Source organism: Brevundimonas sp., assembly GCF_035626535.1.
Classification (GTDB): Bacteria; Pseudomonadota; Alphaproteobacteria; order Caulobacterales; family Caulobacteraceae; genus Brevundimonas.
Window position 1 is genome coordinate 43,410 of the sequence record NZ_DASPNO010000016.1, and the last position, 25,637, is coordinate 69,046.

The window sequence follows — 25,637 nt, forward strand, 5'->3', positions numbered from 1 at the left end:
TCAACCTTCGGATACGCAGACAAGATAGCCCAGGGCGGGCACGGAAACGGAAACGGCGCCGGGCGCGGCCGCGCGGGCAGGGCATTGACCGAGCAGGGCGCGCCAGTTCGTCGACCCGGTCTCGACCGGGACGTTGACGTCGCGAGCTTCGGTGGCGGTGTTGAACACCACCAGCGTCTCGCCGTCATCATCCAGACGGGAAATGGCCAGGATGCCGGCCGTCTGATCGGCGATGCGGACGGCGACGCGGCCGCGGCGCAGCCGGGCGTCGGCGGCGCGGACGCGGGTCATCTCCGCGATGCGGCGGTACATGTCGGCGTCGGTGTCGAACGGACCCGAGGCGCGGCCGATGCGCCGGTCGTCGGCGTAGGAGGGCGTGCGGGTTTCGAACATGTCCTGGCGGGAGCGGCGGTCGTCGCCGTCGCCGGTGAAGCCCTGTTCATCGCCGTAGTAGATCACCGGCACGCCGCGCCCGAGCAGGATCAGGGCGTGGGCCAGGGTCGAGCGGTCGAGCAGTTCCGCGTCCGAAATCTCCGGCATCGCCTTGAGGATCAGATGCCCGATCCGGCCCATGTCGTGGTTGCCGGTGAAGGTCGGCAGCTTGCGCGCCGTCTCCACGCCGCCGGCGTAGATGGCGTCCTCCATCAGAAGATAGCCCATGGCGTCCGGGTGCTGGACGCCGGTGACCATGTTCTGGACGACGCGCTGGTAGGCGAAGTCGAGGACCGTGGGGAGTCCGTCGACGACGGTGTGCATGGCCGCCGTGCCGGTCTGGAAGTCGAAGGTCTCGCCGAAGATGTGGAAATTCGGGATGCCCCGGGCGCGGGCGCGCTCGAGGATGGCGGGGACGAAGACCTGCCAGAACTCCGGATTGACGTGGCGCGCCGTGTCGATGCGGAAACCGTCGACGCCATATTCGTCGATCCAGCCGCCGTAGATGTCGATGAACCCCTGAACGACGCGCGGGTGTTCGGTGAACAGGTCGTCGAGGCCGGAAAAGTCGCCGTCCATGCGGGCTTCGCTGTACCAGGCGCTGTTGCCGCGGTTGTGGTACAGGCTGACGTCATTGAGCCAGGACGGGACCTTGATCGTCTCCTCGCCGGGCGGGTTCCACGGCGTGTACGCGTAGTCGGGGCTGGTCAGGGTCGAGAAGTCGCTTCCCGGCTCGCCGGTGAAGCCGGGGTTGATCGGGTCGCCGTTCAGCCCGCCGCGGCGCTGATAGGGATAGTCGCCCTTCCAGCGGTAGCCGCAGTCGTTGTTCGGGCATTCCCGGTAACGGATGACGTCGGCGGTGTGGTTGATGACGATGTCCAGGTAGACCTTCATGCCCCGGGCATGGGCGGCGGCCACGAAGGCCCGGAAGTCGTCGTTGGTCCCGAGATGCGGATCGACGCGGGTGAAGTCGGTGATCCAGTAGCCGTGGTAGGCGGCGCTCTCCTGGCCCGGCGGGCCCTGCACCCACTTGTTGACGAAGGGCGGCGCGATCCACAGGGCGGTGACCCCCAGCCCCTGGATATAGTCGAGGCGGTCGGTCAGGCCGCGCAGGTCGCCGCCGTGGTAGAAGCCGGGATCGGTCGGATCATAGCCGGTCTGGAGCCGGTCGCCCTGCTGGCCGCCGCGGTCGTTGGCGGGGTCGCCGTTGGCGAAACGGTCGGGCAGCAGGAAATAGATGACTTCGTCCTCGGCCGGCCGCTCGCGGACAGGGTCCTGAAGGGCGAGAGCCTGCGCCGGCGCAATCGCGGCCAGCACCGCGAACACCGCGGACAGGACGGTCGCGCCCGCCCGTATCGGCCGCCTCCAACGTTCCGTCATCGTCTCCGTCCCTTCGGATTGTCCGCAGACAGCGTGGCCAGCGGATCGGTTTGCAAGATTTTGCAGCGGAGCCGCATGATGTCAACCGGTCCATGGAGCACGTCCAAATTGCGGCGCTTCAAGGCAAACTGCCGTTGTGCAGTGCAAAACGAGCTACCCTGCCGTCTCATTTTCGCCACGGATGGTGGCGGTCGAACGCGAGGACGCTTGCATCCTTTCCATAAGTTTGCATAACTTTGCGATGCCGCCGGACGCTTCGGCAGAAATGCGCCGGCCTTAGGGAGATTGAGATGAGAGCCCAGATCACTCGCCGTGCCCGCCTGCTCGGGAGCGCCGGCCTCGGTGCCGTCGCCGCCCTGGCGTTCGCCGGAGTCGCCTCCGCGCAGGATGCGCCGCAGGACGAGGAGGCGACCCAGGTCGAGGAAGTGGTCATCACCGGCATCCGGAGTTCGATCGAAAGCTCCATCGCCGCCAAGCGTGAGAACTCCTCGATCGTCGAGGTCGTAACCGCCGAAGACATCGGCAAGCTGCCGGACATGTCGATCGCCGAATCGTTGGCCCGACTGCCCGGTCTCGCGGCGCAGCGCCAGGATGGCCGCGCCCAGGTCATCACCATCCGCGGCCTCGGGCCCGACTTCACCACCGCCCTGCTGAACGGCCGCGAACAGGTCACCACCGGCGACAACCGTGGCGTCGAGTTCGACCAGTATCCGTCCGAGGCTCTCGCCAGCGTCGTCGTCTACAAGACGCCGGACGGCTCCCTGGTCGGTCAGGGGCTCGCCGGCACCGTCGACCTGCGCACCATCCGCCCGCTGCAGCATGGCCGTCGCACCATCGCGGCGAACGCGCGCTACGAGTGGAACGACATCGGCGCCCTGAACGAGGGCACTACCGACAACGGCAACCGCTTCACGCTCTCGTACATCGACCAGTTCGCAGACGACACGATCGGTCTCGCCCTGGGCTATGCGCATATGTCATCGCCCTACCAGGCCGAGCGCTATGAGGCCTGGGGCTACGCCGACGCTGGCGGCGGCAATGTCGTGATAGGTGGCGCGAAGCCGTTCATCATGTCGTCGGAACTGGAGCGTGACGGCTTCTTCGGCACCCTGGAGTTCCGTCCCAACGACCGCTTCCACTCGACGATCGACGCCTTCTACTCCGAGTTCGACAACACCCAGGTGGTGCGCGGCATCGAGCTGCCGCTGCTGTGGGGCGGTTCGCCCCTGTCGAACGCGACCGTCGAGGACGGCCTCGTCGTGGCGGGCACCTTCTCGAATGTGCGCGGCATCGGCCGCGGCGACATCACCTCGCGGGAATCGAAGCTGACCTCCGTCGGCTGGAACACCGAGATCGAGCTGAACGACCGCTGGATGCTGGAAACCGACCTCAGCTACTCCAAGGTCGATCGCACCGATCAGATCCTCGAAACCTACTGGGGCACCGGCCGCAACGGCACGGGACCTACGGCCACGGTCGACTTCGTCATGGGCGATGACGGCGTGCCGCAGTTCACCTCGAGCCTCGACTACGCCGACCCGACGACGATGCTGCTCACGGCGCCGCAGGGCTGGGGCGGCGACGTCGTTCCGGGCGGCCAGGACGGCTATCTGAACAAGCCGACCATCCTCGATGAACTGCAGGCCGCGCGAGTGACCCTGCACGGCGAACTCGACGCACGGGCCTTCAGCGGCATCGAAGTGGGCCTCTACATCTCGAACCGCGAAAAGCAGATGATCGCGGACGAATGGTACCTGTCGATTCCGGGCGGCGGCGCCGTTCCGGTTCCGGCGGAATTCCTGATGGAGCCGACTTCCCTGTCCTACGCCGGGATCGACGGCATTCTCAGCTACGACACCCAGGCCCTGCTCGACAGCGGCTTCTACGATCTGGTGCGCAACCCCTATGGGGACGTCCAGCGCAAGAACTGGACCGTCAAGGAAGATGTGGCGATCGCCCATATCAAGGTCGACGTCGACGCCATGACGGGGAGCATCCCGGTCACTGGCAACCTCGGCATGCAGGTGGTCTATACCGACCAGTATTCGACCGGCTTCGCGGCGACCGGCAGCGGTCCGACGCTGCAGTACATCCCGATCGACGGCGGCGTCGACTACATCGAACTGCTGCCCAGCATGAACCTGGCCTTCGAGCTCGGTGACGACCTCTATCTGCGCACGGCGTTGGCCCGCACCATGGCCCGCCCGCGTATGGACCAGATGCAGGCCGGCCGCGGCTTCGGGTTCAACCCGACGCTCAACGTGCCGGGCGCGACGATCAGCAACTCGCCCTGGAGCGGCGGCGGCGGCAACCCCGAGCTCCGGCCGTGGATCGCCGACGTCGCCGACGTCTCGGTGGAACGCTACTTCGGCCGTTCCGGCTATGTGTCGCTGGCGGCGTTCTACCGGTACCTCGAGACCTTCGTCTACGATCAGCAGCGTCCGATGGACTTCACCGGCTTCCCGGTGCCGCCCGGCCATGTGCCTGTCATCAACGAAGGCCTCTACAACTCGCCCCAGAACGGAGAGGGCGGGACGATGTGGGGCATCGAGTTCGCCGCCTCGGTTCCGTTCGACCTGTTCAGCCCGGCCCTCGAGGGCTTCGGCGCCCAGTTCAGCATCTCGCAGAACGAAAGCCAGATCGAACGCCCGGGCACCGGCGTGCGGACGGCCATCCCCGGCCTGTCAGAGACCGTCGGCAACCTGACGCTCTATTACGAGCGCTACGGCTTCCAGAGCCGGATCAGCGCGCGGCATCGCTCGGACTTCCTCGGCGAGATGTCGGGCTTCGCCAACGGCCGCACCCTGCGCCAGGTGGCCGCGGAGACCGTGCTCGACGCCCAGGTCGGCTACGAGTTCCAGTCCGGTCCGGCCGAGGGCCTGTCGATCCTCGCCCAGGTCAACAACCTGACCGACGAGCCGTTCTTCACCTACGAGAACGGCGACGAGCGCCGGGTCATCAACCACCAGCGCTATGGCCGGACCTTCATGATCGGCCTGAACTTCCGCTACTGATCGTCCCAACCGATCAGCGAGACTGGGCCGTCACGGGAATCCGGGGCGGCCCTTTTTCAATCGCGCGCCGGCCACTTTTGGTTACGGCTTCGGTAAAACGGCTGGACGCGACCGGATGATGATGAAACCGTTTTCACCAAGCGCCGCGCGCGTTTCGGACGCGCGGCAACTCCGGGGAGAGAGATGACCGAAACCCAATCGCCGGCAGGCCGCGGGACGAACCTGGCCTTCGCCTATGTGACCACCCTGTTCTTCGCCTGGGGCTTCGCCACCTCGCTGATCGACCCGCTGATCGCGGCGGTTCGCAAGGTGTTCGACCTCAGCACCGCCGAGGCCATGCTGACGGCGTCGGCCTGGTTCATCGCCTATGCGGTGGTGTCGGTGCCCGCCGCAGCCGTGTTGAGCAAGCTGGGCTACAGCCGCTCGATCATCTCGGCCCTGGGGGTCATGGTGCTGGGCTGTCTGATCGTGCCGGTGGCGACGATCATGGATTGGTATCCGGGCGTGCTGATCGCCCTCTTCGTCATCGCCTCGGGCGTGACCCTGCTGCAGGTCGCGGCCAATCCGCTCGTCGCGGCGCTCGGCTCGCGCAGGAGTTCGCATGCGCGGCTGAATTTCTCGCAGTTCTTCAACTCGCTAGGCACCACCGTCGGGCCCTACCTCGGTTCGACTGTCCTGCTGACCGGGGGCGTCTTCGCCGCCGGCGCCGTGGTGACCTCCGCGACCCGCGGAGAATCGCTGCGCAGCATCGACATCGCCTTCCTCGGGCTCGGCGCCTTCTTCGCCGTCGTCGCCTTCTTCATCTTCACCGCCCGCAAGAAGATCAACGCAGCGGCAGCCGGGGCCGAGGAGGCGGGCGGCGTCGCCTCGCCCCTGAAGGCGTTCACCTCCCCGTGGGCCCTGTTCGGCGGACTGGCGATCTTCATCTACGTCGGCTCGGAAGTGACCATCGGCGGCCTGCTGACCAACTTCCTCGCCAGCCCGACGATCCTCGACATCCCCGAGGCCGACGCCGGTAAGATGGTTAGCCTCTACTGGGGCGGCGCCATGGTGGGCCGGTTCATCGGCGCCCTGCTGCTGACGAAGATCCGGGCTGGCGTGCTGCTGACCGTCAACACGGCCATCGCCGCCATCCTGTGCCTCGTCGTGACACAGACCTCCGGCGAAACGGCGGCCTATGCGGCCATCGCCGTGGGCTTCTTCAACTCGATCATGTTCCCGACCATCTTCACCCTGACGCTGGAGCGCTCGAACGCGCCGGCCTCAGCGACCTCTGGCCTGCTGTGCACCGCCATCGTCGGCGGGGCCGTGCTGCCCTACATCGCCGGCCGGATCGTCGACGACGCGGCGGCCCTGTTCAACCCGGCCTTCTACGTGCCGCTGGCCGGCTATGTGCTGTTGACCGTCTTCGCCATCGCCTGCGCGCGAACGAGGACGCACGACGCGGACGTCGTGGCCAAGCCCTCGCCGCACTAGACGCGTCGCGGAACGGCACAAGGGGCCGCCGGGGGCATCCTCCGGCGGCCCTTGCACGTTAAGGCCGGAGCGCCCCACTGTGGGTCGACGTCGGGAGGCCGCATGATCCGCAGACTGCTTCGCTCGCTGGCGCCCGCCCTGGCGCTGGCCCTGATCGCCGGCCACGCCTGGGCCGAGGTGACGGTAACCTTCTACGCTCATCCGGGGGCGCGGGTGCGCGGCGGCTATCTGCTGTTTCCCCACGCCTATGTGCACGCGGAAGGGACGGTCGAGGCGACCGGCGAACCGGTTGACTGGTCGGCGGGGTTCACGGCGAAGAGCCCGGGCCCGCACCTGCTGTTCACCCGCGGGGGCGGCGTGGTGGCCAGCCCCGACGCCCGCTACGTCGACGAGGGACGGCCATTCCTGGAGGTGACGGTCGACGACGCCACCTGGTACGCGCTGAAGGCCCGGGCCGACTGGTGGAACTCGCCGGAAGGCTCGGTCTATGACCTGAGGCGGCGCAACTGCATCACCTTCATCGCGGATCTGGCGCGGGTGGTCGGGCTGCGGACCCCGCCCGAACCGTCCATGAAGCCCGGGACCTTTCTCGAGGCGACGGCGGCGCTCAATCCCGCGGCGGCGTGGCGCGAAGAACCGGCCGTTGCGCCCGTGACGGCGCCGCCCATGACCGCGCCGCCCGCAATCGCGCCCTCGGTGATCGTCGCGCCGGGCTCCGAACCCGTCTCCTAGGCGTCGCCGGACCACATGTTGTTGGCCTTCAGGAAGGTCTCGTGGTCGGGCAGGGCGTCGACGGTGCGCGCGAGCACGTCGGAGATGTTGCGCAGCCGCGCCGCCGTCCGCGCCTGATCCTGCCAGGCGTAGAGCGGGTTGAAGCTGCGCGGCTCGATGCCCTGCCCGTACATCACCGCCAGCCACGAGCCCTGGCTGAAATATTCGTCGGCGCCGACCTGATAGAGCATGCCGCGGTCGCGGAAGGCCTCGACCCGTTCCGCCAGGCTGTCGGGGATCGGCATGGCCGCGACCTGCCGCCAGAACGGCGTGTCGTCCCGCCGGGTCGCGTGATAGTGCAGGATGACGAAGTCGCGGATCAGCTCGATCTCGCGCCCCAGCCGCCGGTTGTAGCCTGCGATGTTCACCGGGCTGAAGTCGCGGTCCGGGAAATGCTGCAGCAGTCGCGTGATGCCCGCCTGGACCAGGTGGATGCTGGTCGATTCCAGTGGTTCGATGAAGCCGCTGGACAGGCCGAGGCTGACGACGTTGCGGTCCCAGAGCTTGTTCCGGCGTCCGGTGACGAAGCGCAGGGCGCGGGGCTCGGCCAGCGGCTCGCCGTCGAGGTTGGCCAGCAGGGTTTCGCGGGCGGCGTCGTCAGTCAGGTGATCCGAGCAGTAGACGTAGCCGTTGCCGGTGCGGTGCTGCAGGGCGATGCGCCACTGCCAGCCGGCCTCGCGCGCCGTGGACAGGGTGTAGGGCGTCGCCGGGCCGACCCTGGCGCAGGGGACGGCCATGGCGCGGTTGACCGGCAGCCAGTGGGACCAGTCCTCGTAGCCGGCCTTGAGCGCGCCCTCGATCAGCAGGCCGCGGAAGCCGGTGCAGTCGATGAACAGATCGGCCGACAGGCTGCGGCCGTCCTCAAGGGTGATGCTGTCGACGAAGCCGTCCTCGGGTCGCTGGACGACCTCGACGACCTTGCCCTCGACGCGCTGGACGCCGCGCCCCTCGCAGACCCGGCGCAGGTAGCGGGCGTAGAGGGTGGCGTCGAAATGGTAGGCGGTGAACAGTCCGCTGCGCGGCGATCGCAGGTCCGGGTCGCGCGACCCGACCTTGCCCGCCTCTGCGGCCCGCCAGCAGATCGAATAGTCGGCGAGCGGACCGGCCTGACCCTTCGAGCGGAGGGCGAGCCAGGTCTGCTGGAAATCGCCGAGGGTGGGGCCGGGGCCGAACGTGCCGAACGGGTGGGTGTAGCGCGCGCCCACCCGGCCCCAGTCCTGGAACACGATGGCGACCTTCAGCGTGGCCTTGGTCTCGCGCATGAACTCGGCTTCGTCGAGGCCGATCATGGTATTGAAGTCGCGGATCGGCGGGACGGTCGCCTCGCCGACGCCGACGATGCCGATCTCGTCGGACTCGACCAGGGTCACCGCCGCGTGCGGGCCGAGCGATCGCTGCAGCGCCGCCGCGGCCATCCAGCCCGCCGTTCCGCCCCCCACGATCAGGATGCTGCGGATCGGCTCGGCCATGTCAGGCCGCTTCCCTGTCCGTGGGACGGCCCGCCTTCTCGAGGATGGCGGCGCACAGGGCGAACAGACAGGCGAGCGTCGCGGTGCGCAGCGGGTAGTCGACGACGGAATGGGCCAGCATGACCAGCAGGGCGATCGAGGCGGCGCGCTGCAGGTCGCGTTCGCGAGACGGCGCCGCCCGCCAGGCGCTCCACAGCCTGCGACCGTACCAGACGAAGAAGGCGAGGATCAGAATGGCGCCGGGCCAGCCGGCTTCCAGCCAGGTTTCCAGATACTCGTTGTGGGCGTGGTTGAAGAAGGTGGGGTCCAGCTGTTCCAGCGGCTCCACCGATCGGAAGACCGCGTCGAAGCTGCCGATGCCCGAACCGAGCGGGAGATAGGTTTCAGCCGCCCCGGCGACGATCGGCCAGCCTTCGAAGCGCCCCTCGGGGGCCGACTGGACGTCGAACCGCTCCAGAATGGGCGGCAGGGCGAACAGGGCGACGGCGCCGATCGCCGCGGCCAGAACCCCCGCCATGCCGATCAGGGCCGGTCCGGGACGGCCGCGTCCGGCCGCGATCCACGCCGCGAGAAGACTGATGATCGCCACAGGGCCCAGCAGGATGATGCCGGCGCGCGAGCGGATGGCGGCGAGCCCGACCACCACCACGCCCATGAACAGGGCGCCAAACCACAGGGCCAGACGGCGGTCGTCGGAGCGGTGGCGCAGGGTCGCGGCCCCGAACACGGCGGCGAAGGGCAGGCAGGCCAGCAGCAGGTTGGCGAGGTGGTTACGGTTGGCGAAGAAGCCGGTCACCGAGCCGGCGCTGGTGGTTTCCCATGGATAGAGCCGCTCACCGCCGCTGGCCAGCTGGGCCGCGCCGAGCAGCACGCCGACGACCGCGGCGATCAGATAGACGCCGACCAGACGACTGGTCAGCGGATACGGCGTCGTCAGGACCAGCAGGAAGACCGCGGCCGGCGGGATCAGGGCGAGGGCGGAGGCGAGGGTCAGGTCGGGGGTGACGCTGAGCGGCGCCCAGCCGGGCTGCAGGCCGGCCAACTCCAGGGCGAGGACCATTTGATCGCGGCCCGCGAGGCCGGTCCAGACCGCCGGCGGCAGGGGGATCAGCTGGATCAGCGGAATGGCCGCCACCGCGGCCAGCAGCCCAAGGGCGAACCGGTGCTGACGCCACAGACCGGCGCGGATCAGACGGCCGGCGCCGATGACGAGGACGGGCAGGGCGGCCAGTTCGACGATGGCGAGCCTAAGCGTGTGCTCACGGCTGGCGCCGCCCAGAACGACAGAAAGGGCCAGCAGGATGATCGCCACGATCGCGGCGATGTCCCACTGGCCCTTCGAAACCTTGCTTGGCACGCGTTACGTCAGCGCAATGGCGGGCGTTTCGCGGTCCAGGTCGGCTTAGTCGCTCTCGGAGTCGTCGTCGGTGGCGACAACGATCGTGGCGATGATCACCGCGGTGCCGATCAGCAGGACCGGGAGCGGGATGCCGGCGAACTCGGACGAAGCGTCGGCGCGAGCGCCCACGCGGTCGCCGACGCGAGCGACGGCGGAATTGTTGGCGGCGGCGGCTTGGCCAGCCACGAGCAGCAGGCCCGCCGTGACAGCGGCGATGGTCTTACGCATGCTTTAATCCCCTTCTGAACAGGTCTTTGGTACGGGCTGGCCCGCGACGTATCGAGAATGGGTATAGGCGGCGAAGGTTTCAAAAGCAATACGATTCAACGACACTCTGGTTCGGAAACGTACAGTCCACCGGTTGCGGTCAGGGCGCGCCAGGCCTCGCTATGGCGACGCGGTCGATCCAGGCCACCGTGGGACTGCGCCGGTCGTCGCCGCGGCTCTCGAGCCTGAGCCACTGGCCGGGACAGGCCGCCGGCACCGTGAACTCCTCAGAAATCGGGCTCCATACCGTGGCCGAACGGGCCACGGCGGGGACGGACAACACACGCAGGTCCCCCGGCGAACAGGTCAGGGACCACACCATCCGCTCGCCCGGCTGCCCCGCCTCGGCCCGCGCCTCGGCCGTCAGCCTGTAGCGGCCGGGCGCCAGGAACAACAACTGTTCCGCGAATCGGACGGTTGAATATCCGTCATAGTCGATCCGCAGGGCCGGATCGGCGGGCCGGACCTCGTCGGGCACGATCTCGACGACCGCGCCGGCTTCCTGGGCCAGCCGCCACTGGAAGGGTTCGGGGGCGGCGGCGTCGCCGAAGCCGCCGTTGGCCACGGCCGCGGCGGGCGGCCGGTTCAGGCGGGCGCGAACCGTGCGCAGCGCCTCGATCTGCCCCTTGTCGAGCAGATGCATATACAGCTGGGTGAGTTCCTGATTGGTGAGCGGCGCGTCGCCACGCTGCAGCAGGACCGCGAGATTGGCCGCCACCTGCAGGCCCTCGACGTTCGCATAGAGGCTGTCGAGATAGGATTGCCGCCAGGGCGGCCGCGCGTCGACGAGCCGGGCGACCTCCGGCAGGGCGCGCGCGGCGTCCTGGGTCGCGGCGGCGGTGAACAGCCGGAACACCGACGGCCGGATGTCCTCGCGGCGCCGGACGAGGGTGTCTGCGTGGGCGAAGGCGGAGGCGTAGTCGCCGCGCCTCAGACGATACTCCACCAGCCAGGCGTGGGTCGGGTCGTCCCGCAGGCTCCAGTTTCCGGCCAGGGTCAGGATTTCATCCGCCTCGAGCTCGCGGCCGGCGCGCGCCTCGGTCAGGCCGATGACGCGGAGGGCCCGGACGTTGAAGGGAGCGCGGGCGAGAGCGTCGCGGGCCAGCGAGGCGGCGTTGCCGAGGCGGCGGAGGTCGTCGCTCTCGTAACCGGCCGCGAACTCCGCCTCGGCGGCGCGGCGCAGCACCAGGGGCGACCCTGGAGCCACGCGGACGGCGATCTCGGGCGGCGCGCGCTGAACGACGGGCTGGAGCAGGATCTGCCAGCCCAGCCACACCGCCCCGACGGTCAGGGCATAGGGGGCGTACTCCGCCACCCGGCTCCGCCCGCTGGCGCGGGGGGCGGCTGCGGCGTCCGCCTGATCCCTCAAGCCTTCTTGCCCTTCTTGGTCCGGGCCTCGCCCTCGGCGCCGTAGTTGTAGTCGTACGCGTAGTCGTAGCCGCCGTACGAAGTGGTCTTGGCGTTGAACTTGGTGAGCACGGCGCCTAGCAGGTGGGCCCGGCCGACCTTCAGGCGGCGGAGGGCGCCGCGGGCCTGACCGCGACGGGTGCCGCGCGACTCAAGCACGAACAGGACGCCGCCGACGCTTGCGGCGAGCAGCGGCGAGTCCGCGAAGCCGAGCACCGGCGGGCCGTCGACGATGACGTGGTCGAAGCTGTTGCGCGCCTCGGCGAGGAACTGCCGCAGGCGGTCGCTGCCCCAGAGCTCAGCCGGGTTGGGCGGCAGCGGGCCGCAGGGGATGAAGAACAGATTCTCCTGACGGGTGCGCTGAACGACGCTCTGCAGGTCCGAAGAGCCCGACAGCAGATTGCTCATGCCGCGCTCGTTCTCGACGCCGACGACGCGGTGCATGGACGGATTGCGCAGGTCGCCGTCGATCAGCAGCACCCGCTTGCCGACGCGGGCGAGGTTGAGCGCCACGGCGTAGGCGGTCGTGGACTTGCCTTCCGCCGGCCGGGCGCTGGAGACCAGCATGCTGCTGGGCGCGCCGTCCGGGGTGGAGAACTGCAGGGCGGTCCGGAGCGAGTAATAGGCCTCGGAGAAGCCGGATCGGATGTCGGCCAGGGCCGCCGCCGTGGTCTGGCCCTTGTCCAGCAGCGGAACGACGCCGAGCACGGGGACGCCGAGCTTCTTCTCGACGTCGTCGGGGGTGGCCACCGTCTCGTCGAGCGCTTCCAGGACCAGGGCGGCGACGACGCCGAGACCAAGGCCGAACAGGGCCGCGAGCGCGAGGTTGATCAGGATGTCGGGCTTTGACGGCTCGGCCGGCGGCCGGGCGCTGTCGACGATCGAGATGTTGTTGGCGACGACGTCGCCGGTGACCGCGATCTCCTTGTAGCGCTGCAACAGGCTCTCATAGAGGGTCCGCGTGGTGTCCAGCTCGCGCTGGAGGATGTTGTACTGGATCGACCGGTCGCGCAGGTCGAGCACGTCGCCCTTCAGGCCGTTGACCTGCGCCTGGAGCGAGCGCTCCTGGTTGGCGGCGATGACGTACTGGCTCTGGATCGAGCTGCGGATGTTGGCGGCCAGCGCCTGGATCTGACCGTCGACCTCGGTGATCTGGGCGCGCAGGCGGACCATCTCGGGATAGTCCTCCTGATAGACGCTCAGCTTCTGTTGATATTCGGAGTCCAGCTGGGCGCGCTGTTCGGTGAGCCGCTGGACGGAGGGGTTCTGCAGCACTTCCGGCAGGGTCATCAGCGGGGTGGTGCGGGCCGAACGCCACTTCTCCTCGGCGGCGACGCGGGCGGCCCGGGCCGAGGCGAGGGCGCTGTTCAGGGCGACGAGGTTGTTCGAGGCCAGCGACTGGGTGCCGCCGCCTTCGGCTTCTCCATCCTCATCGGCGCCGCCGACGTTGATGATCTGCTGATTGGCGGCGTAGGCGACCAGTTGCCGCTCGGCCTCCTCCAGACGGCCCTTGGTCTGGGCGATCTGCTCCTCGAGGAACTCCCGCGCATAGGAGGAGCTCTCGTATTTGCGGTCCAGGTTGGACTGGATGAAATTCTCGGCGAAGGCGTTGGCGACGCGGGCCGCGACGACCGGATCGGGATTGTCAAAGCTGACCGCGACGAGGCGCGAGCCCCGCACCGGCGTCACGCCGAGGCCCTCCTGGACGGCGGCGAGGGCGACGGCGCGGCGGCGTTCGGCCTGGGCGGCGGCCGTGCCCGTGCGCGCCGGCGGCTCCACGCCGAGCGAGGCCAGGGCCTGGTCGGAACTGGCCAGCCCGAGGCTTTCGACGACGCGTTCGGCGAGCGAGCGGCTGCGCAGCAGGCCGTACTGTGTCTGGAAGAACTCCTCCCCCATAGCCATGTTTTCGCGGGGCGTCACATCCTCGGAGTTGACGATGCGCGCGGACTCCCGGTCGATCTGGAGGGTCGCCGTCGCGGTGTAGATCGGCGTCATCAGCAGGGTCAGCGCCGCGCCGATGGCGAGCGCGCCGAGGAAGCAACCGAGGATCAGGATCCGATGCTTGAGGGCCAGCCGCCAGTAGACCGCCAGATCGAAGGCGGCGGGTTCCTGCGGCTCGTCGGCCCACATGGCGGCCTGACCGTCGTCGAAGACCGCATCGCCGAAGCCGCCGGCGGCGCGGCCGGCGCGGGGGTTACGATCGTCGGCGGAGGAGGGATCGCCCAGCATCATTCAGTCGCTCACACGTTAGCGGCCCGGGCCGCCGGTCACGGTAGGTTGAGGCTGATATCGCAAAGCCTCGCGGGGCGCACACGAATTCCGCCCTGGACGGGCGTCGCAAGTCTGCGCCCGGTTCTTGTCGGCGGGGGGCGCCGGGAGGTCAAGCCGGAGGTCGCTCCGTCGGCGCCGTCTGGCGGTCCGCCCCGGCCATGTCCGGCCCCCGCACGGGGGAGGTCGTGGTCCAGCTTCGATCCCAGACGACTTCGCTGTATAGCCCGGCGGTTCGTGGGGCGAAGGATACGGGCTGAGGCGCCCGGCGGCGTTCCAGCCGGGCCTGATCCAGACTGTCGGTCTTGCGTGTCGACATCGTCCCATCCCTCCTGAAGAGACGTTAACCCAGATCCATGACACGCGCGAATCAGGACGCCCGCCCCGGCCCAGAACCGCGAAACGATCGCCTCCTTCCGCTGTTCCGTACGGCCACGCTTGTCTGTGCGATCACGGTGGCCTGGCTGGCCTTTCGGCCGACCACCGATGCGACGAGCGGCCTGCCGTGGGACAAGGCCAACCACGCGGCGGCCTTCCTGGTCCTGACCGTTCTGGCCGGCCGGGGGTGGCCGGATCTGCACCGGCGGTTGCTGACGCTGATCCTGCTGGCGGCCGGCGTGGGCGTCGAACTGGTGCAGGGCCTGCCGCAGATCGGACGAGACGCGGACGTCTGGGATGTGGTGGCCGACGCGGTCGGGATCTGCGCCGGGCTGGCGGCGATGGCCTGGCTGCGCCGCCACCGTCCGGATATCAGGGAATAAGGGCCCGCCCGGAGGCTGTGCGTTCGGCGATATCCGCCAGCACCGGTTGCAACGTCCGAAGGCGGCCGCTGGCGGATTCATAGACGCCCCCGGCGTTGATCTGGGGCCCGCCCGCGCCCGAGACGGCTTCGTAGCGGGTCAGGAATTCAACCGACCGGGCAGGATCGAACCCGGCCCGCGCCAGCAGAAACAGTCCCAGCCGGTCGGCGTCCGCCTCGGCGCCCAGCGACAATCCCCGGCGCATGGACAGCGCCCAGTTCAGGCCGCCGCGAACGCCCGTGACGTCCGGCTGGGTTCGATGCTCCAGCACGGCGTGGGCCAGTTCGTGCGCCAGGACGAAGGCCAGTTCATCCTCGTTCTGCGCCAGGTTGGCCATCCCGTCGGAGATGAAGATATGGCGTCCGTCAGTCCGGCTGCGGAAGGTTCCGGTGACCTCGATCTGGGTCGGCCAGGCGCAGGCGAGGACGGGGCGCACCGTGAGCTCGCGGACGGCGCCGGCGCGGCGGACCGTCAGGGTCGCGGGGCCGCGCGCCAGCGCCCCGTCGAGGGTCGCCGCATTGGCCTGCAGACCATCGTAGGATTCAACGGCCGCCGCCTGTCCCTCGGCGAGCGCCTGGCCGTTCACCGAAAGGATGAGGTCGCCGGGCGCGAGGCCGGCCTCGGCCGCGGGGCTGCCGGGCGGCGCCGCCAGGATGCCCGGGAGATCGCCGGCGAGGCCGTAGCGCGCTTCGGCCAGAGGGCGGAGCGCGGCGCCGTACTGCCCGGCCGACTGAAGTGTCCACCCCGCGCGCAGACGGTTCACCGGGCACAGGTCGGCGTTGGCGAGGGCGAGCTTCCAGGCCACGTCAGCGACCCGGACATCGAGATTGGTCAGCCGCTCCAGCCGCACCGCCGCGGTGTCCTGCAGCGTCGCCGCGCCGGCGTCCGGAGCCGGATGGCCGCAGCCGCTCGCGGCGAGCGCCAGCGTGAGGGAGCCGACGGCGATCAGGCCTGCGGGGGCCCGCACGGGATCAGAACGGACGGAAGATCGACAGAGCCGGGAGGGCGTTGATGATCTCCCGCATCGTGGAGCTCATTCGCGAGGTGTCGACCACGATGATGTCGTCGCCCAGCACCCGGGGATCCTCGGCGCGGCCCTGACGGATGGCGGCGAGGTCGAACAGGGCCACCGAGCGCTGGCCGTCGATGGTGCGGAACACCGCGACCTTGGTCAGGTCGGCGACGCGGCTGGGGCCTTCGGCCATGGCCACCGCCTGCAGCAGCGAGGTGGTGCCGCGCATCTCATAGACGCCGGGCTTGGTGACTGCGCCGTCGACGGTGATCTTCTGGCTGGCCGCCTCGGTGACGGTGACGGTGACCTGCGGGTTGCGCAGATATTCGGCGCTGAGCCGTTCGGCGATCTCCGCCGACAGCTGGCCGGAGGTCAGGCCGGCGGCGCGGACGGCGCCGATCAGCGGCATCTGCAGGTTGCCCGAGGTGTCGACGGTCAGTTCGTCGAACGACAGGTCCGGCACCTGGAAGACCCGGACGCTCAGCTTGTCCCCCACGCCGATCTGGTACTCCGTCTGCACCGAGGTCGGGACCATGGCCATCTGAAGATCGACCGGCTGGGCCGCGGTCATCTGGCTGATGTCCATCTTCGGCCCTCCCCCGCAGGCGGCGAGGAAAGTGGCGGAGGCGATCAGGACCAGCGAAAGGGCGCGCATCATGGGCGACAGTACCTTGAAACTCAGGCGGCGTTGAAAAGCCGTTTGAAGAAGCCGGGCCGGGAAGCCTGGCGCGGAGCGCCGACCGCGGCCGGAGCCGAGGCAGGCGTAGCGTTTTCGAGCACGGCGAGGGGTCGGGTCAACACCATGTCTCTCGCCGCCTGCTCGCCGAGCCTGCCGGCGACCGCCTCGACGGCTTCCGAAAGCACCGGCGAACGGCTGCGAAGGTTGTGCGCGTCGGTGGCGAGAATATGGACGATGCCGTCGTCGAGCATGCGCTCGGCCCAGTATTGGGTGCGCTTGCCAAAGCGGCCGGTGACGGAGCCGGCGGTGATCTGCATCCACGCCCCGGCTTCGGCGAGCTGGACCATCAGCTCGTACTGATCCTCGATCCAGCGCAGCCGTTCGGGATGGGTGATCAGCGGGTGGAAGCCCGCGGCCATGCAGTCGAACACCGCTTCGGCCATGCGCGGCGGAGCGGTGGTGTGCGGCGGCTCGAACAGGAAGTAGCGGGTGTCGGCGAGGGTCAGCTTGGAGCCGTCACGCAGCCCGGAGGCCAGGCCGGGAACCAGATGCACGTCCGCGCCGGTGACGAGGCGCAGCGGAATGCCGGCCGCGTCGAGCTCAGCCTGCAGCGCGACCACGGCCGCCCGCACGCCGTCGGAGGTGTTCTCGTAATAGCCGGGCATCATGTGCGGGGTGCAGGCGGTGACGGTGATCCCGTCGGCCACGGCCATCCGCGCCATCTGCAGCGAGGTGTCCAGGTCCGGCGCCCCGTCATCTATGCCGGGCAGAATATGGCAATGCAGGTCGATCACGTCAGTCTCGCATGCGGAAGCCGTCTCTAGAGGACAGCGCCGCCGGTGAACAGGGGATGAAGCCCCGGCCCCCGGCCGGTTACCCTGAACGCGAACCGTGAAGGTTGGTTCAGATCGTCAGGCCAGATCGACCGGTCCGTCGGCGACAAGCCCGTTGCGAGTCGCTTCACAGACCTCATCGAAAGCGCCTGCGATGTGATACAGCGAGCTGGCCGGGGCAGGCTCCTCGACGAAGCCGCCATCGCCCTGAAGCTTGTCCCGCCAGGTTCCGTTGGGGCGCAGGTAGCGGTTGAGGGCGCGCATAGCCTTGCCGGCCTCCGCCAGCCGCTCCTCACGCGCGTTTCCCTCCGCGAGCCCGGCCATGGCGAGTGCGGCCCGCAGCCATTCCGTCTGCGGCCACAGTCGGGCGCCGTCGCTGCGCACCTTCAGGGCGTCATCCAGTTGATCGACCGCGACTTCGTGTCGGGGATCGATTCCGCGCAGACCATGGCCATAGAGCCGCTTCGCCGCCGCCATGGCCCGGTCGTCGCCGCGGGCCAGCGCGTGGCGCGACAGCAGCCAGCTCCACTCGAACTGGTGCCCCGGCTCGACAAGACGCCCGTCCTCGCCGGGCGCCGGGCGCCAGTCCGCGTCGAAGAACTCGCGCAGAAATCCCCCCTTCGCGTCGATGAGGCGGGTCAGGGCGAGCTCGGCGACGGCGTCGGCGATGCCGTTCCAGCGGTCGTCAACCCCCCGCGCCGCCCAGGCCTGGGCGGCCTCGAACAGGTGCATGTTGGCGTTGGCCTGGAAGGGATGATCCCCGCTCTCGCGCCATCCGCCGGCGGACAGGCGCTCCGCCTCCAGCCGATCCAGCAGGATGCGGGCCTGCGCCTCGCAACGCCCGGGGCGGACCCCGGCCGCGTGGGCGGTCGCCAGCGCCAGCAGGGCGAAGGCCTGCTCGTAGAGCACCGCCGTGTCGTCCAGCAGGCTCCCGTCCGGATTGAGGGCGTTTCGGACCGCGCCGTCGGGGCGGAGATAGCCGTCCAGGAACCGGTCGAGACCGGTCTCCGCCAGCGCGCGCCACGGCCCGCCCCAGCCGAGGGCGCCGGCCCGGCACAGCACGAAGATCTGCCGGCTCTGCACCCGCGCCCGGCGGCGCGTCTCGCGCGGACGGCCTTCGAGGGTGAGCGCCTCCACGAAGGCGCCGTCCGGGTGAACGCCGAGCGTGGTCCACAGCGGCAGGGCGGCGGTTCGCATCCAGTCGCCGAAACGGGCGAACGGGGCCGTCTCCCGCCGCTCGGGAATGTCGGCATGGGCCGGCGCCTCGATCTTGATGCGGTCGACCACTGTCTTGACCTGCTGCGCCCGGTCGAGCGCGCAGACCAGCACGGCGTCCGGCTCGACGATCACCGCGATGTTCGACACGCCCAGCGTGGCCGCGACCATACCCTCCGGCACGCGCACGAGGCAGTGGTCGCTGTCGACCGCAATATGGGCCCCCGCCTGGCCCTCACCCGTTTCCATGACGGAGTCCCAGGCCCCGACGTCAGACCAGGCGAAGCCGACGGGAAGGACCGAGGTTCGGTCGCTCTTCTCCATGACGGCGTAATCGATCGAAATCTTCGGGGCCGAGCGGAAGGCGTCGCCCAGCCGGATGACCGGTCCGGTCTCCCCATGGTCGGGCAGCGAGGCGCGCACCTGTCCGGCGATGCCGGGCGCATGGAGGACCAGTTCTTCCATCAGGGTGCGCGCGGCGACGATGAAGTTGCCGCTGTTCCAAAGATGGCCTTCGGCCAGGTAGCGGGCGGCGGTCTCGGGGTCCGGCTTTTCGACGAAGCGGCTGACCGGGGAGAGCCCGGGCCCTGACGGACAGATGTAGCCATAGGCCGACGAGGGCGAGGTGGGGGTGACGCCCAGCGTCACGATACGGCCATTCGCCGCTTCGTCCGCCGCAATTCCGACGGCGTCGCGGAACGCCCCGGCATCGGGGATGTGATGGTCCGAAGCGACGATCGCGGCCACCCCGTCCGGATCAAGAGCCTCGATGAACGCCGCGGCGGCGGCCATGGCCGGACCGGAATCGCGGGCCTCGGGCTCCAGCAGGACGATCGCCTCGGCGCCCACTTCCGCGAGTTGGGCGGCGACGGCGTCGGCGTGTCCGGCCCCGGCCACGACGATGACGCGCCCGTCGTCGGCCAGTGGCGCGACCCTCAGAACCGTGTTCTGGAACAGGGAGTGCTTTCCGGTGAGGGCGAGGAACTGCTTCGGCCGTCCGGGACGGGAGGCAGGCCACAGGCGCGATCCGGCCCCGCCGCACATGATCACCGGATAGATCGTCATCATCCCCCCATGGACGCTCGCCAGCGGCTGTTCTAGCGCCTCGACGATCCGGCGTCTCGCCTCGCGCTCGCCAGAACGGGTAACCGGTTTCCGTTTCCGGGCCCGTACATTTGAGAAATCGCGCTTTTCGGAATGGTTATCACTCGCGAGTATACTTTTAGCGAGCGGCGTTACGCCTGACTGAGGCTTATGGGTGACAGCTTGGCAGGAAGGGTCTAAGAGGCCGGAACTTTTTTCGGCCTTTAACCATTGAAGGCCGTTCGGGGGAATGCCGCAGGGGGAGCCTCGGCCGTTTTCATCCGAACGGTATTGAAGTGAAGGGACCGCTTGTTTTCGTCACCCTACTGAGATCGCGCGCGGATATACTGCGAGCGGCCCAAGCGCAGGGAACAGGAATCATCGGCAGGACTGACTTGGCGACTGCGACAACACTGGTTATCCGGGCATTGAAAATTGCGGCCCGAGCGGGCATCCGCTTCGCGGCGGTGATCGGCGCCTATCTGCTGCTTTCCGGGGGCGGGCTGAGCCTCGAGGTCTTGGGGGCGGTGATTGAAGCGGCCTGGATCCAGGGCCTGGCCTTCGCCATCCTGGGCCTTGGGCTCGACCTGGCCTTCCGCACCGACCGCGCGCTGTGGCGCTATGTGTCGATCGTCGATATCGGGCCGATCGTGCGGACCTCGGTGCTATCCGCCTTCGTGTTCCTGGCCTTCAACTTCTTCCTCGAGCGCGGTGCGTCCCTGCCGCGAGCGGCCCTGCTCATCCTGCCGGTGCTCGACATCGTCATGACGCTGGCGCTGGTGCTGGCGCGGCGGATCGCCCACGACCGGGAGGCCCTGAAGAGCCTGATCCCGTTCCTCGGCAAACAGGACGAGCGGACGCCCCTGGTTCTGGTCGGGGGCATGGACCGGGCCGACACCTTCCTGCGCGAGCTGTCGCGGAGCCATGACGACTACCGCCCGGCCGGCATCGTCACGGACGCGGCCGGCGCCGCCGCGCGCGAACTGCGCGGGGTCAAGGTCCTCTCCGGCGTCGGGGCGGCCGCCGACATGCTCGAAGACTACGCCGCCCGCGCGTTGGAACCGGCCATCGTCTTCCTCGACGATTCGATCACGCCCGCCGATTTCGGCGTCGAGCGGCTGGGCCAGTTGAGGTCGCGCGGCGTCAAGCTGCTGCGCACGCCCAGTCTGGTCGAGGTCGGAGGCGCCGGCGACGAGCACTCGATGCGCGAGTTCAAGCTCGAGGAGTTGCTGGCCCGTCCGCCGGTGCGTCTCGACGATGCGCCGCTCCGCGCCCTGGTCGCCGGCCGTCGGGTGCTGGTCACCGGGGCCGGGGGATCGATCGGCTCGGAGATCTGCCGCCAGGTCGCCAGCCTCGGCTGCGGCCACCTCGCCATGCTCGACAACTCGGAGTTCGGGCTGTTCAGGATCGATCAGGAAATCGGCGACCGCTGGCCGACCCTGTCGCGACACGAGTATCTCCACGACGTTCGCAACAGGACCCTTCTCAACAGCTGCTTTGAGGAGGTCCGGCCGGACGTGGTCTTCCACGCCGCCGCCCTGAAGCACGTGCCGCTGATGGAGCGCCACCCGTGCGAAAGCGTGCTGACCAATGTCGTCGGCACCTGGAATGTCGCCGAGGCCGCCAACGCCGCCGGGGTGAAGCACATGGTCTTCATCTCGACCGACAAGGCCGTCGACCCGCCGAACGTCATGGGCGCGACCAAGCGGCTGGCCGAGGCGGTGGTGCGGGCGCAGCAGACCAGCGCCGGCGACACCCGGTTCAGCGTCGTGCGCTTCGGCAATGTCCTGGGGTCTGCGGGGTCGGTGGTGCCGACTTTCCGCGCCCAGATCGAGCGCGGCGGGCCGGTGACGGTCACCCATCCCGACATCGAGCGCTACTTCATGACCATCCCCGAGGCCGTGCAGTTGGTGCTGCACGCCACGGCCCACTCGGCGCGCCAGCCAGACGGCCCGCTCGGCGTCTTCGTGCTCGATATGGGCAAGCCGGTGAAGATCATGGATCTGGCGCGCCAGCTGATCGAACTGTCCGGCAAGACGCCCGGCCGCGACATCGAGATCGAGGTCACCGGCTTGCGCCCCGGCGAAAAACTGTTCGAGGAGCTGGTCGATTCCAGCGAGGTTTCGGAGATGTGCGGCCAGAGCCTGATGTGCGTCACCGACCGCATCCAGGGCGTGCGCATGACCGAGCATACGGTGCACAAGCTGGAGAAGGTCGCCCGCTCCGGCGATGCCGCTGAAACCCGCGCCCTGATCTTCGAGATACTGGCCAAGGTGCGGGCCGTTTCTTCCGACGAAATGTCGGGTTCAATCCTGCCGATGCGCCGCGCCTGAGCCGGGCGCCCTCTCGCCTAGTGCGAGATGTCCTTGGCCCGGATGACCTTGCCGACGGTCAGCCAGATGGTTTTCAGGTCGAGACCGAAACTGCGGTTCTGAAGGTATTCGACGTCCAGCTTGACCTTGTCCGGAATGGGCAGTTCGTCGCGGCCGTTGACCTGGGCCCAGCCGGTCAGGCCGGGGCGCAGGCGGTGGACGCCGTGCTCGGTGCGAAGTGCGATCAGGTCGTCCTGGTTGAACAGGGCCGGACGGGGTCCGACGATCGACATGTCGCCGACGAGGATGCTCCACAGCTGCGGCAACTCGTCGAGGCTGCTCTTCCTGAGGAAGCCGCCGATGGGCGTCAGCCAGGCCGTGGTGTCGCTGAGGAGATGGGTGGCGACCGCCGGCGTCTCGATCCGCATCGAGCGGAATTTGGGCATTCGGAACAGCTTGTTGTCCCGCCCCACGCGGTCCGACCAGTAGATCGCCGGTCCCCTGGAGGTCGCCCTCACCGCGACCGCGATGGCGAGCATCGGCAGGGCGAACACGATCAAGGCGCCCGCCGCCATCAGAAAATCGAAGGCGCGCTTCATCGCCTTAGCGGGCCCTCAGGGCGGCGCGCATGGCCTCCACCACGCGGGCGATCTCTCCCAGGCTCATGTTGGAGCCCGACGGCATGCAGATTCCCTGATCGAAGATGCGGTCCGCCACGGGCTCGTTGCCGTGCGCGAAGTGACGGCAATGGGCGAAGACCGGCTGCAGGTGCATCGGCTTCCACACCGGCCGGGCCTCGATCATTTCGTCGGCGAGGCGAGCGATCAGCTCCGAAGCGGTGAAGCCGGTGATCGTCGGGTCGACGGTCAGGGCCGACAGCCAGCGGTTGGAATAGCTCCAGTCCGGTTCCGGCTGCCACTCCAGCCCCTCGATGTCGGCCAGGCCGTCGCGGTAGGCCTGGTAGACGGCGCGGCGCGCCTCGACCCGCTGTTCGAGCACCTGTAGCTGGCCGCGGCCCACCCCCGCCAGGATGTTCGACATGCGATAGTTGAAGCCGATCTGGCTGTGCTGGTAGTGCGGCGCCGGATCGCGAGCCTGGGTGGCGAGGAAGCGCGCCTGCTTGATCAGATCCTCGTTGTCGGACACCAGCATGCCGCCGCCCGAGGTCGTGATGATCTTGTTGCCGTTGAACGAGTAGACGCCCATGCGGCCGAACACGCCCGACGGCTTGCCCTTGTAGCGGGCTCCAAGGCTCTCTGCGGCGTCCTCGATCACCGGCACGCCGTGGCGGTCGCAGATGGCGGTCAGCGCGTCCATGTCGGCGCTCTGGCCGTACAGGTTCACCACGATCACGGCCTTGGGCAGCCAGCCTTCGGCCGTCGCCGCGTCGAAGGCGCGCTCCAGCGCCTGTGGGGACATGTTCCAGCTGCCGGGCTCGCTATCGATAAACACCGGCTCGCCGCCCTCGTAGACAATCGGATTGGCCGAGGCCGCGAAAGTCAGGGTCGAGCAGAAAACCTTGTCGCCCGGCCTCACGCCGAGGATGCGGACCGCCAGGTGGATGGCCGCGGTGCCGGATGAAACGGCGGCGGCGTGGCCGGCGCCCACGAGGTCGGCGATCTCGCGTTCGAAGGCGTCGACGTTGGGTCCCAGAGGCGCGATCCAGTTGGTCCGGAAGGCCTCCTCGATGTAGTGCAGCTCGGCCTCGCCCATGTGTGGGGTGGACAGCAGGATCGGCGCGCCGATGTCGCGGCGGTCGAGCACCCGCACCACCCGGCCGGTACCGTCGATCAGCGGCAGGTGGTTGATCTCGTGCTGGTCCATCAGCTGCAGCGCGGCCTTGCGACTGATCTCTTCGGGCGCCGTGACCGAGGTCAGCGGCGGCAGGCTCTCCAGCGTGTCCCCCATTTCGGCGCCGGCCAGCAGCAGGCGGCGCAGGTCGCCGTCCGTGACCGTGCGCAACAGCCGGCCGGCGTCGTCAAGCAGCAGAAGCATCTGCATGCCCGAGGCGTTGATGATCGCCATGGCGTCGCGGATGGTGCTGTCCGCCTTGGCGCTGAAGGCTTCGATATTGGTCATTCAGGAACTCTCGGAGCGGCGGGGACGCCGGTCCAGGTCTGGTGGGAGGCGACATCGCGGGTCACGACCGCGCCGGCGCCGATGATCACGCCGTCGCCGAGACTGAGCCCCGGCAGGACGACGGCGCCGGCTCCGATCAGGCACCGCTCGCCGACCCGGACCCCGCCGCCCAGACTGGCGTTGGGCGCGACATGAGTGAAGTCGCCGACCTCGCAGTCGTGATCGACGACGGCCCCGTGATTGATGATGGCGCCCCGGCCGATGCGGACCGACGGGCCGATGACGGACAAGGAGGCCACGAAGGCGCCGTCGGCGAGGGTGGCGAAGCGCGAGACGCGGGCGGAGGGGTGGCGCACGGTCAGGGGCCGTCCGCCCATGGCTTCGGCTTCGGCGTGCAGCCGCGCCCGCGCCTCGATCGCGCCGATGGCGACATGGAAGTCGTGGCCGCACAGGGCGTCGATGATCTCGGGCGTCTCTACCGGCACGCCGAGCAGTTCCCCGCCGGGCCGGCCGTCGCGGATCCGGATCGCGGCGAGATCCGTCCCGCTTTCCAGCAGGGCGTCCAGCACGACCTTGCAGTGGCCACCGGCCCCGATCAGATGGATCATCTCAGTACCCGTTGACCTTCATCAGCAGGGCCGCGTCCAGCGGCGCGGTCGCGAGCAAGCCGGCGATGCGCTCTCCCGCGCGACCGTCGCCGTAGACGTTCTGCAACGGAAAGCGGCCATGGGCCAGCAGCCGCGCCACGCCTTCGGCGATGGCCGCGCTCTCGGCCGGAACGTCGACCACATTGGCGTTGCGTTCGCGCAGGTTCTGGCGCGGGCCGATGTTCAGCACCGGGGCGCCGAAGCTGGCCGCCTCGATGATGCCCGCGCTGGAGTTGCCGACCATCAGGTCCGCCCGCGCCATGGCCGCGATGAAGGCCGGGCGGGCGAGATGGGTCCGGACGGTCAAGCCCGGCACGCCTTTCGCTTCCGACAGGGCGGCGCGGACGCCGTCGCTGCCGGCGTCGGCGTTGGGCATCAGGGCCAGCACCTGCACGCCCGCGCTGGACAGGGCGGCAAGCAAGGCGCGGGTGTCGTCGGCGGCGGTCGCGGCTTCCTGCAGCACCGGATGGTAGACCATCAGCGCGAAGGGCCGCGCCGGATCGAGCCCGTGCAGACGCGCGACCTCCTCGCGGCTCGGGAGCTCCGCGTCGGTGAGGCCGTCCAGACCGGGGGCGCCGGTGACGTGGATGTGGGCGGGGTCCTCGCCCATGCGGATCAGGCGTCCGCGGGCCTCGGCGGTGGCGGCGAAATGCAGGTGGCTGAGTTTCGAGATGGCGTGGCGGACCGGCTCGTCGACGGTGCCGGAACGTTCGCCGCCGTGGATGTGAGCCACCGGGATGTTCAGATGAATGCCCGCCAAGGCGCCGGCCAGCATCTCGCCGCGGTCGCCGAGCAGCAGGACCACGTCCGGGCGCTCGCTTTCCAGCACGTCGGTGAAGGCGCCCAGCATGGTTCCGATGTTGCGGACCATGGTCGCTCCGGTGGCCGGGTCCAGCAGGACCGGCACGCGCCCGGCGATGCGCAGGCCGGCGCCGGCGATCTCCTCGACCGTATTGCCGTAGAAGGGCGAAAGATGCATGCCGGTGACGATCACCGACAGATCCAGTTCCAGATGGTCGCGGATCAGCTGGAGCGTCGAGCGCATCAGGCCGAAGTCGGCCCGGGTGCCGCTGATGTAGCAGATCCGGCGCATG

The 25,637-nt window shown here is 69.1% G+C and carries 19 protein-coding genes; 5 read left to right on the forward strand and 14 right to left on the reverse strand.

Annotated features, from left to right (window positions below):
• Window positions 1–1,812 (reverse strand): alpha-amylase family glycosyl hydrolase, encoded by a 1,812-nt coding sequence (locus VEC04_RS01890; protein WP_324773277.1) that lies wholly within the window; start codon window positions 1,810–1,812, stop codon window positions 1–3.
• Window positions 1,813–2,102: 290 nt separating this feature from the next.
• On the opposite strand from VEC04_RS01890, the gene VEC04_RS01895 reads away from it, so the two are divergent.
• From VEC04_RS01895 to VEC04_RS01905, 3 genes are all read left to right on the forward strand, one after another.
• Window positions 2,103–4,826, forward strand: a complete 2,724-nt coding sequence (locus VEC04_RS01895) for a TonB-dependent receptor (RefSeq protein WP_324773279.1) — start codon at window positions 2,103–2,105, stop codon at window positions 4,824–4,826.
• Window positions 4,827–5,009: 183 nt separating this feature from the next.
• A complete protein-coding gene (locus VEC04_RS01900) occupies window positions 5,010–6,302 on the forward strand; it encodes a sugar MFS transporter (RefSeq protein ID WP_324773281.1) in 1,293 nt (430 codons plus the stop codon).
• Between the two features lie 102 nt (window positions 6,303–6,404).
• Complete coding sequence (locus VEC04_RS01905; protein ID WP_324773283.1) at window positions 6,405–7,034, forward strand: hypothetical protein; 630 nt, start codon at window positions 6,405–6,407, stop codon at window positions 7,032–7,034.
• Here VEC04_RS01905 and VEC04_RS01910 read toward each other — a convergent pair.
• The 5 genes from VEC04_RS01910 to VEC04_RS01930 form a co-directional block, all read right to left on the reverse strand.
• The gene (locus VEC04_RS01910; RefSeq protein WP_324773285.1) at window positions 7,031–8,542 is read right to left on the reverse strand and encodes a tryptophan halogenase family protein; all 1,512 of its coding nucleotides are present in this window, start codon (window positions 8,540–8,542) and stop codon (window positions 7,031–7,033) included. The genes VEC04_RS01905 and VEC04_RS01910 overlap by 4 nt on opposite strands.
• A gap of 1 nt (window position 8,543) precedes the next feature.
• Window positions 8,544–9,899: an O-antigen ligase family protein gene (locus VEC04_RS01915; RefSeq protein ID WP_324773287.1), complete on the reverse strand. Its 1,356-nt coding sequence runs from the start codon at window positions 9,897–9,899 to the stop codon at window positions 8,544–8,546.
• 45 nt (window positions 9,900–9,944) lie between these two features.
• Window positions 9,945–10,169: a hypothetical protein gene (locus VEC04_RS01920; protein WP_324773289.1), complete on the reverse strand. Its 225-nt coding sequence runs from the start codon at window positions 10,167–10,169 to the stop codon at window positions 9,945–9,947.
• Between the two features lie 139 nt (window positions 10,170–10,308).
• Window positions 10,309–11,523, reverse strand: a complete 1,215-nt coding sequence (locus VEC04_RS01925) for a hypothetical protein (RefSeq protein ID WP_324773291.1) — start codon at window positions 11,521–11,523, stop codon at window positions 10,309–10,311.
• 50 nt (window positions 11,524–11,573) lie between these two features.
• The gene (locus tag VEC04_RS01930; RefSeq protein ID WP_324773293.1) at window positions 11,574–13,844 is read right to left on the reverse strand and encodes a polysaccharide biosynthesis tyrosine autokinase; all 2,271 of its coding nucleotides are present in this window, start codon (window positions 13,842–13,844) and stop codon (window positions 11,574–11,576) included.
• 395 nt (window positions 13,845–14,239) lie between these two features.
• Here VEC04_RS01930 and VEC04_RS01935 point away from each other — a divergent pair, with 395 nt between their 5' ends.
• A complete protein-coding gene (locus VEC04_RS01935) occupies window positions 14,240–14,644 on the forward strand; it encodes a hypothetical protein (protein ID WP_324773295.1) in 405 nt (134 codons plus the stop codon).
• Here VEC04_RS01935 and VEC04_RS01940 read toward each other — a convergent pair.
• The 4 genes from VEC04_RS01940 to VEC04_RS01955 form a co-directional block, all read right to left on the reverse strand.
• On the reverse strand, window positions 14,634–15,650 hold the full coding sequence (locus tag VEC04_RS01940) for a M48 family metallopeptidase (protein WP_324773297.1): 1,017 nt from the start codon (window positions 15,648–15,650) through the stop codon (window positions 14,634–14,636). The two genes, VEC04_RS01935 and VEC04_RS01940, sit on opposite strands and share 11 nt — an antisense overlap.
• Before the next feature lie 4 nt (window positions 15,651–15,654).
• A complete protein-coding gene (locus VEC04_RS01945) occupies window positions 15,655–16,353 on the reverse strand; it encodes a polysaccharide biosynthesis/export family protein (RefSeq protein WP_324773299.1) in 699 nt (232 codons plus the stop codon).
• Between the two features lie 20 nt (window positions 16,354–16,373).
• Window positions 16,374–17,168 (reverse strand): tyrosine-protein phosphatase, encoded by a 795-nt coding sequence (locus VEC04_RS01950; RefSeq protein ID WP_324773301.1) that lies wholly within the window; start codon window positions 17,166–17,168, stop codon window positions 16,374–16,376.
• Window positions 17,169–17,285: 117 nt separating this feature from the next.
• A complete protein-coding gene (locus VEC04_RS01955; protein ID WP_324773303.1) occupies window positions 17,286–19,487 on the reverse strand; it encodes an AGE family epimerase/isomerase in 2,202 nt (733 codons plus the stop codon).
• A gap of 446 nt (window positions 19,488–19,933) precedes the next feature.
• On the opposite strand from VEC04_RS01955, the gene VEC04_RS01960 reads away from it, so the two are divergent.
• Window positions 19,934–21,838, forward strand: coding sequence for a nucleoside-diphosphate sugar epimerase/dehydratase (locus VEC04_RS01960; RefSeq protein ID WP_324773305.1), 1,905 nt, complete (start codon window positions 19,934–19,936; stop codon window positions 21,836–21,838).
• A gap of 17 nt (window positions 21,839–21,855) precedes the next feature.
• On the opposite strand, the gene VEC04_RS01965 is transcribed toward VEC04_RS01960, so the two are convergent.
• Genes VEC04_RS01965 through neuC form a run of 4 tightly spaced genes read right to left on the reverse strand, consistent with a single transcriptional unit; the run spans window position 21,856 to window position 25,636 of the window.
• Window positions 21,856–22,416, reverse strand: coding sequence for a sugar transferase (locus tag VEC04_RS01965; protein ID WP_324773307.1), 561 nt, complete (start codon window positions 22,414–22,416; stop codon window positions 21,856–21,858).
• Between the two features lie 4 nt (window positions 22,417–22,420).
• Window positions 22,421–23,896 carry an aminotransferase class I/II-fold pyridoxal phosphate-dependent enzyme gene (locus VEC04_RS01970; RefSeq protein WP_324773309.1) on the reverse strand — a complete coding sequence of 492 codons (1,476 nt, stop codon included), beginning with the start codon at window positions 23,894–23,896 and terminating at the stop codon, window positions 22,421–22,423.
• Complete coding sequence (locus tag VEC04_RS01975; protein ID WP_324773311.1) at window positions 23,893–24,504, reverse strand: acetyltransferase; 612 nt, start codon at window positions 24,502–24,504, stop codon at window positions 23,893–23,895. Before VEC04_RS01975 ends, VEC04_RS01970 begins: the two co-directional genes overlap by 4 nt.
• Window position 24,505: 1 nt before the next feature.
• Window positions 24,506–25,636, reverse strand: coding sequence for a UDP-N-acetylglucosamine 2-epimerase (gene neuC / locus VEC04_RS01980; protein WP_324773313.1), 1,131 nt, complete (start codon window positions 25,634–25,636; stop codon window positions 24,506–24,508).
• Window position 25,637 lies beyond the last annotated feature (1 nt).